Origin of the sequence: Cellulophaga sp. BC115SP (assembly GCF_009905545.1) — a bacterium.
GTDB classification, from domain to species: Bacteria; Bacteroidota; Bacteroidia; order Cytophagales; family Spirosomataceae; genus Flectobacillus; species Flectobacillus rivi.
In genome coordinates, this window is the sequence record NZ_JAAALB010000004.1 from 240,080 (window position 1) to 255,764 (window position 15,685).

Sequence of the window (15,685 nt, forward strand, 5' to 3'; positions counted from 1 at the left end):
AAAAAGGGCTATTCTTAGAAATTCGAGATAATCGAAGCGGTAGCATTATCATTAAAATTCGAAATGATTGAAGCAGTGTACTGAGCGCCGAAGTTTGAGATAATCGAAGCCGTTTTATGGTTAAGGCTATCTTGGTTATTGAATTTAGCAACCGTAGATTTAGCAACAGAAAGTTTATTGTTAGTTGTGATAGATTTCATGGCAATAAGAGTTTTAAATTTTTGAATGTTGTGTTAGTATCTGATAAAAGGGCTATTCTTAGAAATTCGAGATAATCGAAGCGGTAGCATTATCATTGAAATTCGAAATGATCGAAGCAGTGTACTGAGCGCCGAAGTTTGAGATAATCGAAGCCGTTTTGTGGTTAAGGCTATCTTGGTTGTTGAATTTAGCAACCGTAGATTTAGAAACAGAAAGCTTGTTGTTAGTTGTGATAGTTTTCATGGCAATGCGAGTTTATAAATTTTTGAATGTTGTGTTGTTACAGATAAAAGGGCTATTCTTAGAAATTCGAGATAATTGAAGCGGTCGCATTATCATTGAAATTCGAAATGATCGAAGCAGTGTACTGAGCGCCGAAGTTTGAGATAATCGAAGCCGTTTTGTGGTTAAGGCTATCTTGGTTGTTGAATTTAGCAACCGTAGATTTAGAAACAGAAAGCTTGTTGTTAGTTGTGATAGTTTTCATGGCAATGCGAGTTTATAAATTTTTGAATGTTGTGTTGTTACAGATAAAAGGGCTATTCTTAGAAATTCGAGATAATTGAAGCGGTCGCATTATCATTGAAATTCGAAATGATCGAAGCAGTGTACTGAGCGCCGAAGTTTGAGATGATCGAAGCCGTTTTGTGGTTAAGGCTATCTTGGTTATTGAATTTAGCAACCGTAGATTTAGCAACAGAAAGCTTGTTATTTGTTGTAATATTTTTCATGGCAAAAATCTTTTATTTATTAAGTTATGTGTCTAGTAATTAGCTTCTTGCGAAGTGATGATACAAAGTTGTTCAAAAGATTTTGGCCTATTTATTTTATCGGATTAATCCGTTTATTATCAATCCGAATAGGAAGATTGTCTATTTTAATTTTTTAATTATCCTAAAAAATTCTATGTTGAATCGAACAGCAGATACACAGAAAAGGACTTCATGGGCTTCAAGGGAAGTAAGTACGCATGTGATGATTTGGGTCTTGTACACCATTTATTTTAGCTTACTACTTCATTTCTTTTATGGAGAGCCCATTACACCGAAGTTTATTCTACAGGCGGTCGTGTATAGGATTGGCGATGCCATGCTGTTTTATGGGCTTGCGCTACTAGTTTTGCCCCGTTTTTTTTCAAAATCGAAAATTTTTCAGCTAATTCTGTCATTTTTAATATTGCTTGGTTTGTATTTAGGCTGGAGAGCATGGATAGAGTATATTTTGATGCCATGGTTGTTTAGCACGATAGGGACTAAAATAGCACAAATGATATCTTTGACTATCTTTAATGCCAATACTTATGTGATGTTTAGTGTGGGTTATTTCTTTGCTCTGAAGTCGATTAAACAGCAAAAAGAAATTGCTCATCAAGAAATTGCAATTGCGGAAAAAGATGCAGAAATTGCAAGACAAGACGCAGAACTAGCTATTTTAGCAAAAGAGAAAACTCTCGCCGAAATGGCATTTTTACGTGCGCAAATCAATCCTCACTTTTTGTACAATACCCTAAATATGCTGTACAGCAAAGTACGTGGTGCATCCAAAGAAGCAGGAAATATTATCCTGACATTTGCCGAAATGATGCGCTATGCTACCAGTACTCGTATGCAGCAAGATACCGTCGACTTAGAAGGGGAATTGGATTTTGTCAAGCAATATCTCGAACTACAAAGGCAACGTTTTAATAATAATATCTTTATTGATTATGAAGAACAAGGTGACTTCAGCTATTTTAGAATCATGCCAATGGTATTGATTACCATTGTTGAAAATAGCTTTAAACACGGCGAGCTTCATGACCCAGAGAGTCCTCTACAAATACGTGCGATTCTTGAAGATGATATTTTGACGTTCTCTACCTGGAACTTGAAACGAAAGGACGATAATCCTATCACTGATAAAGGTCAAACAGGTATTGGTATCGACAATATCAAAAAACGCCTTAAGGTTGTTCATGGCGATGCTCAAGAATTGAGCATAATTGATGATAAGGATGATTATGCTGTATTTTTTACCTTAAACTTTAACTATAACCCGAACGGAATATGATTAACTGTGTCGCAGTAGATGATGAGCAATCTGCCTTGGATATTGTGGTAGATTACATAAACGATACCCCATTTCTAAACTTAGTTGCGGCCACCACAAATCCCATGGAAGCGGTGGGTGTTTTACAGACTAAAGAAGTTGATTTGGTATTTGCAGATATTCAAATGCCTCGTATGAATGGCATGAACTTGGTGAGTCTTTTTGATGGTCGTATGAAGTTTATCATGACTACAGGTTATCAAGAATACGCACTCAAAAGTTTTGAATATGGAGTACTCGACTATTTGGTGAAGCCGTTTTCATACCAAAGATTTTTGAAGGCTGTTAACAAAATGCCTTTTCACATGACCTTGGTTGAAGAGCCCAAACCTGCTGCTGCTCCAGAGCCACAGCCTGCCAAAAAAGAGGAATTCATTTTTGTGAAGGTAGATGTAAAAGGAAAATTCCATAAAGTGCTATTCAAAGATGTAGTGTACATGGAAGCACAAAAAAATTATGCTTCTATTTACATGAAAGACGAACGTATTTCTACGAATTTGACATTGTCAGACTTAGAAAAACGTTTGCCTTCTGACAGATTTATGCGTGTACATCGCTCGTATATTATTTCGATGGAAAAAATTACAGGCATAGAGGGTGACGAAGTGTTACTCGATAAAGTAGTGCGTATTCCAATTGGTGATACTTATTCAGAAGAATTTACAAAAGTTATTGAAGGAAGTATTTTCTTTAAAGATAAAGATAGTGCTACCTTGATTGATAAACGATTGACAAATTAAGGTTTTCACGGTTATACCTGTTGCTAGGATTTTTCTGAAGAATCACAAAATCAAGGACTTAATTTTGTTCGAAAACCTCAATAGCTAAACCTAAAGATATTTATTTGTTTCAATATCCATGTTCTTAGAAAAGCTGTTTTGTAGCAATACAAACAGCTTTTTTCATGTAATTCCCACTTAATTTGTATTTATTTTGAACCCGTTGGATTATTCTAAGAACTTTTATTGCTTAATAGGTTTTGCATAAAGTTTCATTTATTTTTGTTTAGAGAGCAATTTATTATACAACAAAAGTGCTAAAATTTGAAATCGGATAGGTAAGTAGTAACTAATAGGTTATGAACTTAGAAATTCCAGTTGAACAGAAGTTATTCGGTGTTTTTATGGTAAAAATTAGAGATAAATCTTTACTCAAAATGCACAAAAGAAAATCTTCTTGTTTCGAGAACCCAGATGTTAGACATTGCTTTTATTACAACATTCCGATTTTTACTTAATAATCTACTAGCAAAAAATGTTAACCCTACTCGTTGTTGTTTGTACAGTACTTGCCTATTTGTTAGGTTCCATCCCAACGGCTATTTGGTATGGCGAAGCTTATTTTGGAATCGACGTGCGCAAGCATGGAAGCGGTAATGCTGGCGCTACTAATACTTTTAGGGTGTTAGGCAAAAGAGCAGGAACTGTCGTGTTGTTGATTGATGCTATTAAGGGGTGGATTTCTACTTCGTTGGCATTGATGCTTTATTATGGTCACATGGTTGAATGGAACGAATGCCAAACTTTAAAGTTAATTTTTGGTTTTGCTGCTGTAGTTGGACATATTTTTCCTGTATTTTCAAATTTTAAGGGAGGCAAAGGTGTAGCAACGCTCTTGGGTATGGTAATGTCGGTGCATCCTGAGGCTGCTTTAGTATGTATGGTAATTTTCTTTGTAGTATTTATGTCGTTTCATTATGTATCATTGGGGGCTATTATTGCATCATTAGCGTTTCCTGTGCTTTTATTGTTACGTACATTTGGTAAAGAAAATGAATCGGTAATTGTCTTTGGATTTATGCTTTTTGGGATGATTGTCATTACACATCGTAAAAATATTGTACGCTTAATGAGAGGACAAGAAAGTCGTATTTATCTAAGAAAAAAGAAAGAGTAATCTTTTAACTGGTAATATAATTCTGATGTTAATGTTTCCTTACGATTATGACGTCTGTTGATACCAAACTCGTAATGATAACTCCATAATAACTTACTATATTTGTACCTCCAATTACTAAGTAGTTGGAGGTATTTTTTTGAAATCAATCATCAACGTCTATGCAAGGCTATATTGAGCAAAATAAAGAGAAGTTTTTGAATGAACTTCTTGATTTATTGAGAATTCCATCGGTGAGTGCCGATTCAAAATTTAAGGGGGATGTACGTAAAGCAGCAGAATTTGTAGCCGAAAAAATTCAGGCAGCAGGAGCTGATTTAGTAGAGATATGCGAAACGGCAGGCCATCCTATTGTTTTTGGACAAAAAATTATTGATGAAACCCTTCCTACGGTGTTGGTATATGGTCACTACGATGTACAACCAGCTGACCCTTACGAATTGTGGAATTCTCCTCCATTTGAGCCAGTAGTAAAGGATGGTAAAATCTATGCTCGTGGAGCTTGTGACGACAAAGGGCAGTTTTATATGCATATCAAAGCTTTCGAAGCTATGATGGCAACAAATTCTTTGCCATGCAATGTAAAATTTATGATTGAGGGCGAAGAAGAAATTGGTTCGGACAACCTTGGTATCTTTGTGGCGGCAAATAAGGATAGATTGAAAGCAGATGTAATCTTAATTTCGGATACTGCTATTATTGCTAATGATACGCCATCTATTGATGTTGGTTTGAGAGGATTGAGCTATCTTGAAGTTGAAGTAACAGGACCTAACCGTGATTTGCATTCTGGTGTATATGGTGGTGCCGTAGCAAACCCAATCAATGTGTTGAGTAAAATGATTGCTTCGTTGCATGACGAAAATAATCATATTACCATTCCTACATTTTACGATGATGTGATCGATTTGACAGCAGAAGAGCGCGCTGCAATGGCTCAAACGCCATTCAACTTGGATGCTTACAAAGAAGACTTAGATATTAATGATGTATATGGCGAAACAGGTTATTCGACTATCGAACGTGCCTCAATTCGTCCAACGCTTGATGTAAATGGTATTTGGGGCGGTTATATTGGAGAAGGAGCCAAAACAGTTTTGCCTTCTAAAGCATACGCCAAAATCTCAATGCGTTTGGTACCAAACCAACAGTCAGATAAAATTACAGCTTTGTTCACCAAACATTTTGAGTCTATTGCTCCAGCTGGTGTACAGGTGAAAGTTCGTCCTCACCATGGAGGAGAGCCTTATGTAACGCCAACCAATTCGGTTGAGTATTTGGCAGCAGCCAAAGCAATGGAGGAAGCATTTGGTAAAAAGCCTGTTCCAACACGTGGAGGAGGAAGTATCCCAATTGTGGCTTTATTTGAGAAAGAGTTACAAGTGAAAACGGTATTGATGGGCTTTGGGTTAGATTCGGATGCGATTCACTCTCCAAATGAGCATTATGGCTTGTTTAATTTTTATAAAGGAATAGAGACAATTCCATTGTTCTTTAAATACTACACAGAAATGGCTCAGTAATGAGCCTACAAGGGCTTTGCTTTGTTGTGGAGGTTTACCCATAAACAAAAGATTTGCTCTTATAGATGAAAACAAACTTTTAGTTCTGGGCAAAGGGTTGATACTCGATAGCTAGAAACTAAATTTACGCAGGTAATAGCGCAGAAATTGATTGAATCAATGTTGGGTGTAAAATAAATTTATTTAAAATTTACATTCATGATTCAGTACTATTACTTAATTGTCACTTTGTACAATATCGCTCAATTCGATACTATGGCGGTTTAGGAGTGGGAATCTATTTCAAACCCTTCTAGAAGAAACAGACCCAATATTTTGTTTTGTAAAACTATGTCACAAGAAATCAACTTAGAAACACTCACAACCGAGGCAAGTTCAAAATATAATAACCTCGATGAAATGTCTATTACGGCCATTTTGGAAGGTATTAACAATGAGGACAAAACAGTACCACACGCTGTTGAGAAGGCTATTCCACAAATTGAAGCCTTAGTTAGCCAAATTGTTCCAAGAATGAAGCAAGGCGGTCGCCTGTTTTACATTGGAGCAGGTACTAGCGGCAGATTAGGTATCGTAGATGCCTCAGAATGCCCTCCAACATTTGGTGTTCCTTTTGACTTGGTTATTGGTATCATTGCGGGTGGCGATACTGCTATTCGCAAGGCTGTAGAGTATGCCGAAGATGATGAAGAACAAGCTTGGAAGGACCTCGAACAGTACGATATCAACGAACTAGATACAGTGGTCGGAATTGCTGCTTCTGGGCGTACACCTTATGTTATTGGCGGTCTTCGTACTGCTCGTAACAATGGGGTATTGACTGGTTCGGTTTCTTGTAACATAGGAAGTGAAATTTCAAAAGAAGCAGAGTTTCCTATTGAGGTAGTCGTAGGGCCAGAGTTTGTAACAGGTAGTACACGTATGAAATCAGGTACTGCACAAAAACTGATTCTTAATATGATTTCGACCTCTGTAATGATACAATTAGGTCGTATTCGTGGCAACAAAATGGTGGATATGCAATTGAGCAACCACAAATTAGTAGCAAGAGCCGAAAATATGATTATCAGAGAATTAGGAATCGATAGAACCCTCGCTGAAACACTCTTGCAAGAGCATGGTAGTGTGCGCAAAGCAATAGATGCTTATCGCTCTTCTTTACGTTAACAAACCATTAACATAGAGCTTAGTACTTTTAGCTTAATATTGTCGTTGAAAGAGTATAGAAAAAATTTGAGAAGTACAATTATAAGATTTTCAGAATTGACAAGGCGTTTAATAGAGTTATCTCTTTTGAAAACTAATTCTTAGGATTCTGTAGCTTTTAAAATTAAATTTTACCGAAAAATCAAGAAACACATAGGTAATGATAAATAAATCATCTTTTTGTCTTTATTTTGTATTTCGAGAAGATTGGTGAAATAATATTTGGTAATAGGCTTACTATCTTAAATTTTATTTTACTTTATTATTCAATTCCTTAAGAAACCCTTTGAATTACAAATGAAAAAAGTTGTTTTGAGCTCTCTAATACTTGCTGCATTTGCGATCAATGCAAAAGCAGAAGATTTCCCAGAAGACATCAAACCATTGATGACTAAATATACTTGTACTGCTTGTCACAAAGTAGATACTCGTTTGGTGGGTCCAGCTTACACAGATGTTGCTAAGAAAAAATATACTAACGAGAAAATCGTTGAATTGATTGCTAATCCAAAGCCATCAAACTGGCCAGGTTATCCTCCAATGGCAGCTATGAAAAACGTTCCAAAGGACGATGCTATCAAAATTGCTACTTGGATTAACTCGTTAAGAAAGAAGAAATAAGAATTATACGATTCTGTGAAAAACCTTGGTAATGTCATAATTACCAAGGTTTTTTGTTTTTTAAGTCTTGAAATTCGCAGAAAGCACAACTAATGGTCTCTTTTTTGTGTTATGATTAAAATCACTTTATGGTATATTGACTTATGAGTGGTTCAATGGTTTATATCTAATCGCTACGACTATGCACAAATATCAGGTAATATTTCAATTTGAACTGGACGAAGAGTTACTCTCAAAAGTACCTCAACATCGTAACTTTATAGGAGAGTTGATTCAGAAAGGAATTATAGATTCGTATGCGATTTCGGCCGAGTCTACGCAAGGCTGGATTATTATGAATGCTAATAGCAAAAAAGAGGTACTACAAACTTTAGAAAAGTCGCCCATATATCACAAGTGGGATGTAGAGGTCGAGCAACTAGTGATTTATGATTCACAGTTGTATCGTTTTCCCAAACTTGTTATGAATTAAATGCATAAAAAAGGAGTGATAGAAACCTATCACTCCTTTTTTATGACTTGTTCAATAACGACTATTCAGCAGCAGTTTCTGTTTTTACTTCAAATGCTTCTGGCAAGTTTTTCAAAAGTGTATTGAACCAGTTGATGATTTTCTTTACATCAGATGGGTAAACACGCTCACGGTCAAAGTCTGGAGCAACTTCGCTTAAAATTGCATAAAGCTCTTCGTCTGAAGCAGTTTTTGTATTTAATTCAACACCTTCGTTATATTTTTCTTTAAGCGCAAAGAAAATGTCAGCCAAAGGAACTGAACTATCTTGATGATCCGACATATATACTGAAATATCTTTCAAAACTGATACGCGTGCATTAGCTCCTACCACAGAACGTTCTTTTTTTCCATCAAGGCTTTCTACGATAACGCCAGTACGAGTAGGTTTTAAAATTCTGTATAATCCGCTTTTACCTGAAATATTAGCTACTTCTTTTAGTAATTCCATATGATATCTTAATAATTTGTTTTTACAAAATTAGTTATTTAAGGCTTTGACAAGAGTATTTCGTCAAAAAGACCTAAAATTATTTCTAACTACGGCTTAAAGCCCTGATTAAGCTCGTCAATATATGCTAGAATCTCCTCACGACCAGTTCCATTAACGGATGACGTCACAAAATATTGTGGCATTTCTTCCCATGTTTCCAGCATGATTTGTTCATAAATAGCAAGATTTTTATTCACTGCCGTATTTGAAAGCTTATCGGCTTTTGTGAAAACGATGCAGAATGGAAGCCCATTTTCTCCAAGTTTTTGCATAAACTCAACGTCTACTTTCTGTGGTTCATGTCTTACATCGATGAGTACAAAAGTACATACAAGATTGGTTCTGAGTGTAAGATATTCATTAATCATTTTTTCGAATTTCTCACGCTCAACTTTGCTCACTTTAGCATAGCCATATCCTGGCAAATCGACCAAATACCAGTCTTCATTGATAAAAAAGTGATTGATAAGTTGTGTTTTCCCAGGCGTTTGGGATGTTTTAGCAAGGTTCTTTTTTCTAACAATGCTATTGATAAGAGATGACTTTCCTACGTTGGATCTTCCGATAAAGGCATATTCAGGCTTATCAGGCTTAGGACATTGCTGATAAGTGGAATTACTCATTAAAAAAGACGCTTGAGTGATTTTCATGGCGCTAAATTTTATGGTGAAAAGCGATAAGCTCCTCTTTTTTTAAATTATGAATTTACTAAGTCTAGCATTTTGCAAGAAATAGTAATATATTAGCACAAATAATGCCCTCTCAGGGTGTCTTTGTGTCAAATAAGTTTGTTAGTTTTAACAAACATCCGCAAATTTACACAATTTTAATTATCCGCTCTCTTACTCTACATATAAGAGTTAATTGTAAAATATAGTGACAGATGGGATTTGGTTACGTCTATATGACGTAATTATTGGTGACGTGGTTTATAAATGTCACTTTTTTTTTATTGTAACGACACGTAAATTTGTTATTAAATCCTTAACACCTGATAAATTTTTCTAACCATGAAGAAAAATTACTATTCGCTATTGTTAACGATAGCAACCCTAAGTACGGTCTCGACGGCAGTTGACGCCCAAAATGACCTACCGCCTAACGCTGTTAATGGCAAGTGTTATGCGAAATGTTTGAAGCCAGCACAATTTACCACTAAGTCACAACAATTTGTATCTAAAGAAGCAGGTAAAACTTTATCAGTAGTTCCTGCAGTATTAGGTACAGAGACAAAATCAATTGTTGTAAAAGAAGCTGCAAAACGCTTAGAAGTAGTTCCTGCTGCATACAAAACAGTTTCGGAACAAGTATTGGTAAAAGAAGCAGGTAAATCAGTTACAGTAATCCCTGCGGTTTACAAAACAGAAACAGAAACTATCTTGGTAAAAGAAGCTTCTAAAAAATTGGAAGTTGTACCTGCACAGTACAAAACAGTAACAGAACAAGTATTTGTAGGTGGATGTCCAACTGGCTCTTATATGGCTGGTTCATGGGATAACCAACGCAGAGCTTTTGTTCGCCCAGATGGTTCTGAATTGACAGGCTCTCCTTGTAAAAAATTGGAAGTAGTTCCAGCAGTATTGAAAACTGAAACAGAACAATACGTGGCAAAACCTGCTTCAAAAAGCTACACTGTGATTCCTGCAGTGTACAAAACTGAAACAGAAAAATATGTGGTAAAACCTGCATATTCTCGCTTGGAAGTTATTCCAGCAGAGTTTAAAACTGTTACAGAAACAATTTTAGTAAAAGAAGCATCTAAAGTATTGACAGTCGTTCCTGGAACTTTCAAAAAAGTAACAGAAAGACGTCTGACGAAAGAAGCGTCTAAAACTTTGACACCAAATGCCTTTACTTACAAGACTGTAACCGAGCAAGTATTGGTAAAAGAAGCTGCCAAAAAATTGGAAGTTGTTCCTGCTCAATATAAAACTGTAACTGAGCAAGTATTAGTGAAAGAAGCTACTACTGCTTTGGTGACAACTCCTCCAGTGTACGAAACAGTTACTGAAAAAGTAAAAATTCGTGATGAATATACAAAATACGAAAAAGGTAAAGCTGATCCATCATGTTTGTCTGCTAACCCTGATGACTGTCGTATCTTGTGTCTTGTAACGGTTCCTGCTGAATACAAAACAATTACTAAGCAAGTATTAAAAACTCCAGCTGGTACAAAAGAAGTAGTAACTCCTGCACAATACACTACTATCACTCGCCAGATTTTGGCTTCGCCTGCTACTGTGAAGGAAACAGTGATTCCTGCAGAATACAAAACTTTCTCAAAGCAAGTATTGGTAGCTCCTGCTGACTTAGCTTCTGCAAAAGACGTGGTTGCTGAGTACGAAACTTATACTAAAGAAGTTGTTGACCAACCTGCTAGAGTTGTAGAAAAAGAAATTCCTGCTGAATACAAAACTATCAGCAAAACTGTAATTGCAAAGTCTGCTTCAACTCGCGAAACAGCTATTCCTGCTGAGTATGCATCGGTAACTAAACAAGTTTTGGTAAAAGATGCTGAAGTAAAAGAACAAGTGATTCCTGCAGTGTATGCTACTCGTACAAAACAAGTGGTAGGTACTCCAGCAAAATCTGTTGAAATTGATGTTCCTACGCCTTGCGTAGCACCTGGTACTACGCCAAATGCTGCTGTGGCAAGCATCAAACTTCCAAACGGACAAAGTTGTTATCAAGTATTGACAAAGCAAATTGTAGCAGCCCCTGCATCTACTCGCGAAGTAGTAATTCCAGCAGTATATGCTACTCGTCAAAAACAAGTATTGGTATCTCCAGCTACAACAAAAGTTGTAGAAACTCCAGCTCAATACGAAACTCGCGTACGTCAGTTACTAGCGGCGCAAGCTACGACTAAAGAAACAGAGATTCCGGCTGAGTCAAAAACTTATACTCGTACTGTAGTTAAGTCTGCGGCTAAAACTACTGAAAAGACTATTCCTGCTGAGTATGGTTCATTCGTAACTACTACAAAAGTGGCAGACAATATGTACGCTGATTGGGTAGAAGTAATTTGTGGTAACAAATTGACTGTAGAAAAAATTATCCAAATCCAACGTGCTTTGAAAGTTAAAGGTTATGATCCAGGTCCTATCGATGATGTAATTGGACCAAGAACTCGTGCTGCCTTGACTCAATTCCAGAAAGATAACAACCTTCCATTGGGTAATATCAATATCGAAACATTGAAAGCCTTAGGCTTGAACGATAACTAACAGGGATTAGATAAGGATTTTAATAGCATAGCTCCGTAGCAACACTACGGAGCTTTTTGCGTTATAAAAGGCAGTACATTGGGTACAAAGATTTCTGGAAATTTGTAATTTGATGAATAATACCATTTTCTCTTGACATCCACTTCTATGAAACTGTTTACTTTTATACTAAGCTTATTGTTGTTTCTGAACCATTCGCTAAAAGCTCAGGACAAGATCATACCTATTGATAATATCCTAGAGGCAACATTTTTTCAAGGTAACTATCAAGAAGCATTACAAGAAGCTAAAAAATTGCGTAAACCTATCTTGCTTACTTTTTCGGCAAGTTGGTGCCAGCCTTGTCAAAAGCTTGAGGCAGAAAGCTTCTCAGAGCCAGAGGTAGCCTCATTGTTAAGTTTACGATATGTTTCTAAAATTGTAGATGTGGAACAATTTACAGGTATGGATGTGGCTGATATCTATAAAGTTTCGGAATATCCTATTACGATTATTTTGGATGAAAGAGGCAAAGAGCTAGAACGACTCAAAGGTTTTTTCCCTCCTGAATATCTGATAAAAACCTTGTTGAAATACAAAAAGACCACCTCGAAATAGGATTCTTTGGGTTTATCTTCTTTTTCAAAATCCCATACCGAAATATTGCCGTATATTTGCGGTAATATTATACGAGCCAGCCTACTATGACATACATATCAAGGCACTCGAATTGCTGAATCAATGGAAAACTTACAGAACGATTTAATATTGAGAGCTGCACGTGGGCAGCAAGTAGAGCGTGTGCCTGTTTGGATGATGCGTCAGGCGGGTAGAATTTTAGCTGAATACCGTGCCGTTCGCGAAAAAGCAGGGAGTTTTATTCAACTAGCGACAACCCCAGAATTAGCTGCTGAAGTAACGATTCAGCCTGTGGATATTTTAGGTGTAGATGCCGCAATTATTTTTTCTGATATTTTGGTAGTTCCCGAAGCTATGGGCTTACCTTATGTGATGGAAGAAAAAGTAGGTCCTATTTTTCCTACTACGATTCATTCGATGGCAGATGTGGAAAAGCTACGTGTTGCCAATCCAGAGGAGGAGCTTAAATATGTATTGGATGCCATCAAAATTGTAAAATCAGAATTAAATGGCCGTGTGCCTTTAATTGGCTTTGCTGGTGCACCGTTTACGTTACTTTGCTATATGATTGAAGGAAGAGGCTCAAAGACTTTTTCTAAAGCAAAAAAAGCATTGTACTCTGAGCCTGAATTATCACATGCTCTTTTACAAAAAATTACAGATACTACTATTGCTTACCTAAAAGCTCAAATTGCAGCAGGAGCTAATTTAGTTCAGATTTTTGACTCTTGGGCTGGTATCCTTTCTCCTGAACAATATCGTATTTATTCATTGCCGTATATTGCTCAAATTTGCGATGCTATTACCGAAGTACCTGTAACAGTATTTGCTAAAGGTGCATTCTTTGCTCGTGAAGATATGGGTAAATTGAATTGTGATGTTGTGGGTCTTGACTGGAATATGGATATTGCTGAATCAAGAAAATTGGTTGGCGATTCAAAAACATTACAAGGAAATCTTGATCCATGTGTATTGTATAGCTCATTTGACGAAATCAAAAAGCACACTCGTTCAATGATTCAGCAATTTGGAACACAGAAATACATTGCAAACTTAGGACACGGCGTATATCCAGATACTAATCCAGATAAAGTAAAATGCTTTATCGATACCGTAAAGGAATACCAGGCATAGAGAAAATTGCGGATTTCGGATGTTGGATTTCGGAACTATGACCCACTTTTTGGGGAGTCTTTTTTATACTTCCGCAATCATAAATCCCCAATCCGCAATTCTTTGACATTATCAAAAAGGCTCAATACAAATCGTACTGAGCCTTTTGAATTTCTACAAAGCTATAATTTATGATTATAAACTGCGGATGTTGCTTACTTCGCGCTATAGTTTGGAGCTTCCTTCGAGATAGTAATATCGTGTGGATGGCTTTCTTTTACCCCTGCTGCTGTAATTTTCACGAAGCGTGCTTTTTGCATTTCAGTGATATTTTTAGCACCACAGTATCCCATACCTGCTTTCAAACCACCTACCATTTGGTAAATGATTTCAGATACAGAACCTTTGAATGGTACACGACCTACGATACCTTCTGGAACTAATTTCTTAATATCGTCTTCTGCATCTTGGAAATAACGGTCTTTCGAACCATCTTCCATTGCTTCAAGAGAGCCCATACCACGGTATGTTTTGAATTTACGTCCTTCGAAGATAATCACTTCACCTGGAGCCTCGTCAGTACCAGCCAACATTGAGCCAATCATTACTGTACTAGCACCACCAGCGATTGCTTTTGCAATATCACCAGAGAAACGGATACCACCATCAGCAATAATAGGAACACCTAAATCAGCTACTGCTTTAGCTGCCTCGTATACGGCTGTAAGCTGTGGCATACCTACACCAGCAATAATACGAGTTGTACAGATACTACCAGGACCAACACCTACTTTTACAGCGTCGGCACCTGCTTCAGCTAGAGCTCTTGCGCCCTCGCCTGTAGCTACGTTACCCACGATTACGTCTAGGTCTGGGAATTGAGCTTTCACACGTTTCAAGGCTTCAATTACACCTTTAGAATGCCCGTGAGCTGTATCGATACTAATTACGTCAACTCCAACAGCTACAAGCGCTTGAACACGCTCTAACAAATCTGGAGTAACACCAACCGCAGCACCTACGCGCAAACGACCCAATGTGTCTTTTGATGCGTAAGGGTTATTTTTGCGTTTGATAATATCTTTATAGGTTACCAATCCAATCAACTTATTGTTTCCGTCAACGATTGGTAATTTTTCAATTTTAAATTCTTGTAAAATGCTTTCTGCATCGTCCAAAGAGATTCCTTTTTGAGCTGTAATCAAACCATCTTTAGTCATGATTTCATTGACAGTTTTGGTCAAATCTTTTTGGAAACGTAAATCACGGTTTGTTAAAATACCAATAAGTTTACCTTCTGAATCGATCACTGGAATACCTCCAATTTTAAATTCACGCATGATACGGTGAGCATCACCAAGTGTTTGACCGTCTGTAAGTGTTACAGGATCGATAATCATACCCGATTCCGAACGTTTTACTTTTCTTACTTGCGCAGCTTGCTGTGCAATGGTCATATTTTTGTGGATAATACCAATACCTCCTTCTTGAGCCATCGCAATAGCCAAATCAGCTTCGGTAACTGTATCCATAGCAGCCGAAATCATTGGAGTATTAAGCGTGATGTTGCGAGTAAGTTTGGTCTGAGTGCTAGTTTCTCTCGGAAGAATTTCTGAGTAAGCAGGAAGAAGCAATACGTCGTCGTATGTTAATGCTTCGTATAAGAACTTGGATGTGTCTAACATGGCAAATAGCTTTGATTTGTTATTTGCCAGACAAATTTACGACGAGTTTTGTACTTTTAAAAGAAAAATCAAAAAATGATTATTATTTTTTTGTAAAATTCGAAGTACGTCTTCATTTTATCTTGCCATATTATCTTCAAAATCACGCTATTTCGCTTTAAAGACACTTTTCTTACCTTCAAATCTCAAAATAATAGTAATATTTTTTTTAGTACATTTTTTAGATAAGCATCATCTCTATTTAACGTATTGTTAAAATCAATTCGTTAAATTTGCTATTATTTATAATTAATCTAAATAATTCAAGTTTTAATCAGGTTTAGAAATTAAACTTTTGATGATTTTGATGGTCATTGATAAAAGTAAAATATCTGAAGCTATTGGGCAATTATACTTGCTCTAGGCTCTAAGCAATATGCCGTAAGCTACTCTACCCTACTAAAAAATGGGACAAATTAGGTAAAAAGAAAGGGAAGCAAGAGTTTTGTAGTTACCAAGCTCCA

The 15,685-nt window shown here is 36.6% G+C and carries 17 protein-coding genes; 10 read left to right on the forward strand and 7 right to left on the reverse strand.

The window, feature by feature from the left end:
* Positions 1–14: 14 nt before the first annotated feature.
* Genes GVN22_RS05360 through GVN22_RS05375 form a run of 4 tightly spaced genes read right to left on the reverse strand, consistent with a single transcriptional unit; the run spans position 15 to position 932 of the window.
* Positions 15–200: a hypothetical protein gene (locus tag GVN22_RS05360; protein ID WP_166550017.1), complete on the reverse strand. Its 186-nt coding sequence runs from the start codon at positions 198–200 to the stop codon at positions 15–17.
* A 58-nt stretch (positions 201–258) separates the two neighbouring features.
* Positions 259–444 carry a hypothetical protein gene (locus tag GVN22_RS05365; protein ID WP_166550018.1) on the reverse strand — a complete coding sequence of 62 codons (186 nt, stop codon included), beginning with the start codon at positions 442–444 and terminating at the stop codon, positions 259–261.
* 58 nt (positions 445–502) lie between these two features.
* Positions 503–688: a hypothetical protein gene (locus tag GVN22_RS05370; protein WP_166550018.1), complete on the reverse strand. Its 186-nt coding sequence runs from the start codon at positions 686–688 to the stop codon at positions 503–505.
* 58 nt (positions 689–746) lie between these two features.
* On the reverse strand, positions 747–932 hold the full coding sequence (locus GVN22_RS05375) for a hypothetical protein (protein WP_166550019.1): 186 nt from the start codon (positions 930–932) through the stop codon (positions 747–749).
* A 175-nt stretch (positions 933–1,107) separates the two neighbouring features.
* Between GVN22_RS05375 and GVN22_RS05380 the strand changes: the two genes are divergently transcribed.
* From GVN22_RS05380 to GVN22_RS05410, 7 genes are all read left to right on the forward strand, one after another.
* Positions 1,108–2,250 (forward strand): sensor histidine kinase, encoded by a 1,143-nt coding sequence (locus tag GVN22_RS05380; RefSeq protein WP_166550020.1) that lies wholly within the window; start codon positions 1,108–1,110, stop codon positions 2,248–2,250.
* A complete protein-coding gene (locus tag GVN22_RS05385) occupies positions 2,247–3,029 on the forward strand; it encodes a LytTR family DNA-binding domain-containing protein (protein ID WP_166550021.1) in 783 nt (260 codons plus the stop codon). The genes GVN22_RS05380 and GVN22_RS05385 overlap by 4 nt, the downstream gene beginning before the upstream one ends.
* Positions 3,030–3,543: 514 nt before the next feature.
* Positions 3,544–4,185, forward strand: coding sequence for a glycerol-3-phosphate 1-O-acyltransferase PlsY (plsY, locus tag GVN22_RS05390; RefSeq protein ID WP_166550022.1), 642 nt, complete (start codon positions 3,544–3,546; stop codon positions 4,183–4,185).
* A gap of 161 nt (positions 4,186–4,346) precedes the next feature.
* Complete coding sequence (locus GVN22_RS05395) at positions 4,347–5,708, forward strand: dipeptidase (RefSeq protein WP_166550023.1); 1,362 nt, start codon at positions 4,347–4,349, stop codon at positions 5,706–5,708.
* 330 nt (positions 5,709–6,038) lie between these two features.
* Complete coding sequence (gene murQ, locus GVN22_RS05400) at positions 6,039–6,875, forward strand: N-acetylmuramic acid 6-phosphate etherase (protein WP_166550024.1); 837 nt, start codon at positions 6,039–6,041, stop codon at positions 6,873–6,875.
* A 336-nt stretch (positions 6,876–7,211) separates the two neighbouring features.
* Positions 7,212–7,535, forward strand: coding sequence for a c-type cytochrome (locus tag GVN22_RS05405; protein WP_095161374.1), 324 nt, complete (start codon positions 7,212–7,214; stop codon positions 7,533–7,535).
* Positions 7,536–7,716: 181 nt separating this feature from the next.
* Complete coding sequence (locus tag GVN22_RS05410; protein ID WP_166550025.1) at positions 7,717–8,007, forward strand: hypothetical protein; 291 nt, start codon at positions 7,717–7,719, stop codon at positions 8,005–8,007.
* A gap of 61 nt (positions 8,008–8,068) precedes the next feature.
* Here the strand turns inward: GVN22_RS05410 and GVN22_RS05415 are convergent, their stop codons facing one another.
* Positions 8,069–8,497 carry a DUF5606 domain-containing protein gene (locus tag GVN22_RS05415; protein ID WP_166550026.1) on the reverse strand — a complete coding sequence of 143 codons (429 nt, stop codon included), beginning with the start codon at positions 8,495–8,497 and terminating at the stop codon, positions 8,069–8,071.
* An 89-nt stretch (positions 8,498–8,586) separates the two neighbouring features.
* A complete protein-coding gene (gene yihA / locus GVN22_RS05420) occupies positions 8,587–9,189 on the reverse strand; it encodes a ribosome biogenesis GTP-binding protein YihA/YsxC (RefSeq protein ID WP_166550027.1) in 603 nt (200 codons plus the stop codon).
* Between the two features lie 360 nt (positions 9,190–9,549).
* Here yihA and GVN22_RS05425 point away from each other — a divergent pair, with 360 nt between their 5' ends.
* The 3 genes from GVN22_RS05425 (at position 9,550) to hemE (ending at position 13,518) form a co-directional block, all read left to right on the forward strand.
* A complete protein-coding gene (locus GVN22_RS05425) occupies positions 9,550–11,766 on the forward strand; it encodes a peptidoglycan-binding protein (RefSeq protein WP_166550028.1) in 2,217 nt (738 codons plus the stop codon).
* A 147-nt stretch (positions 11,767–11,913) separates the two neighbouring features.
* Complete coding sequence (locus tag GVN22_RS05430; RefSeq protein ID WP_166550029.1) at positions 11,914–12,363, forward strand: thioredoxin fold domain-containing protein; 450 nt, start codon at positions 11,914–11,916, stop codon at positions 12,361–12,363.
* Between the two features lie 123 nt (positions 12,364–12,486).
* Complete coding sequence (hemE, locus tag GVN22_RS05435) at positions 12,487–13,518, forward strand: uroporphyrinogen decarboxylase (RefSeq protein WP_166550030.1); 1,032 nt, start codon at positions 12,487–12,489, stop codon at positions 13,516–13,518.
* A gap of 194 nt (positions 13,519–13,712) precedes the next feature.
* Here the strand turns inward: hemE and guaB are convergent, their stop codons facing one another.
* Positions 13,713–15,182, reverse strand: coding sequence for an IMP dehydrogenase (guaB, locus tag GVN22_RS05440; protein WP_166550031.1), 1,470 nt, complete (start codon positions 15,180–15,182; stop codon positions 13,713–13,715).
* Positions 15,183–15,685: the final 503 nt, after the last annotated feature.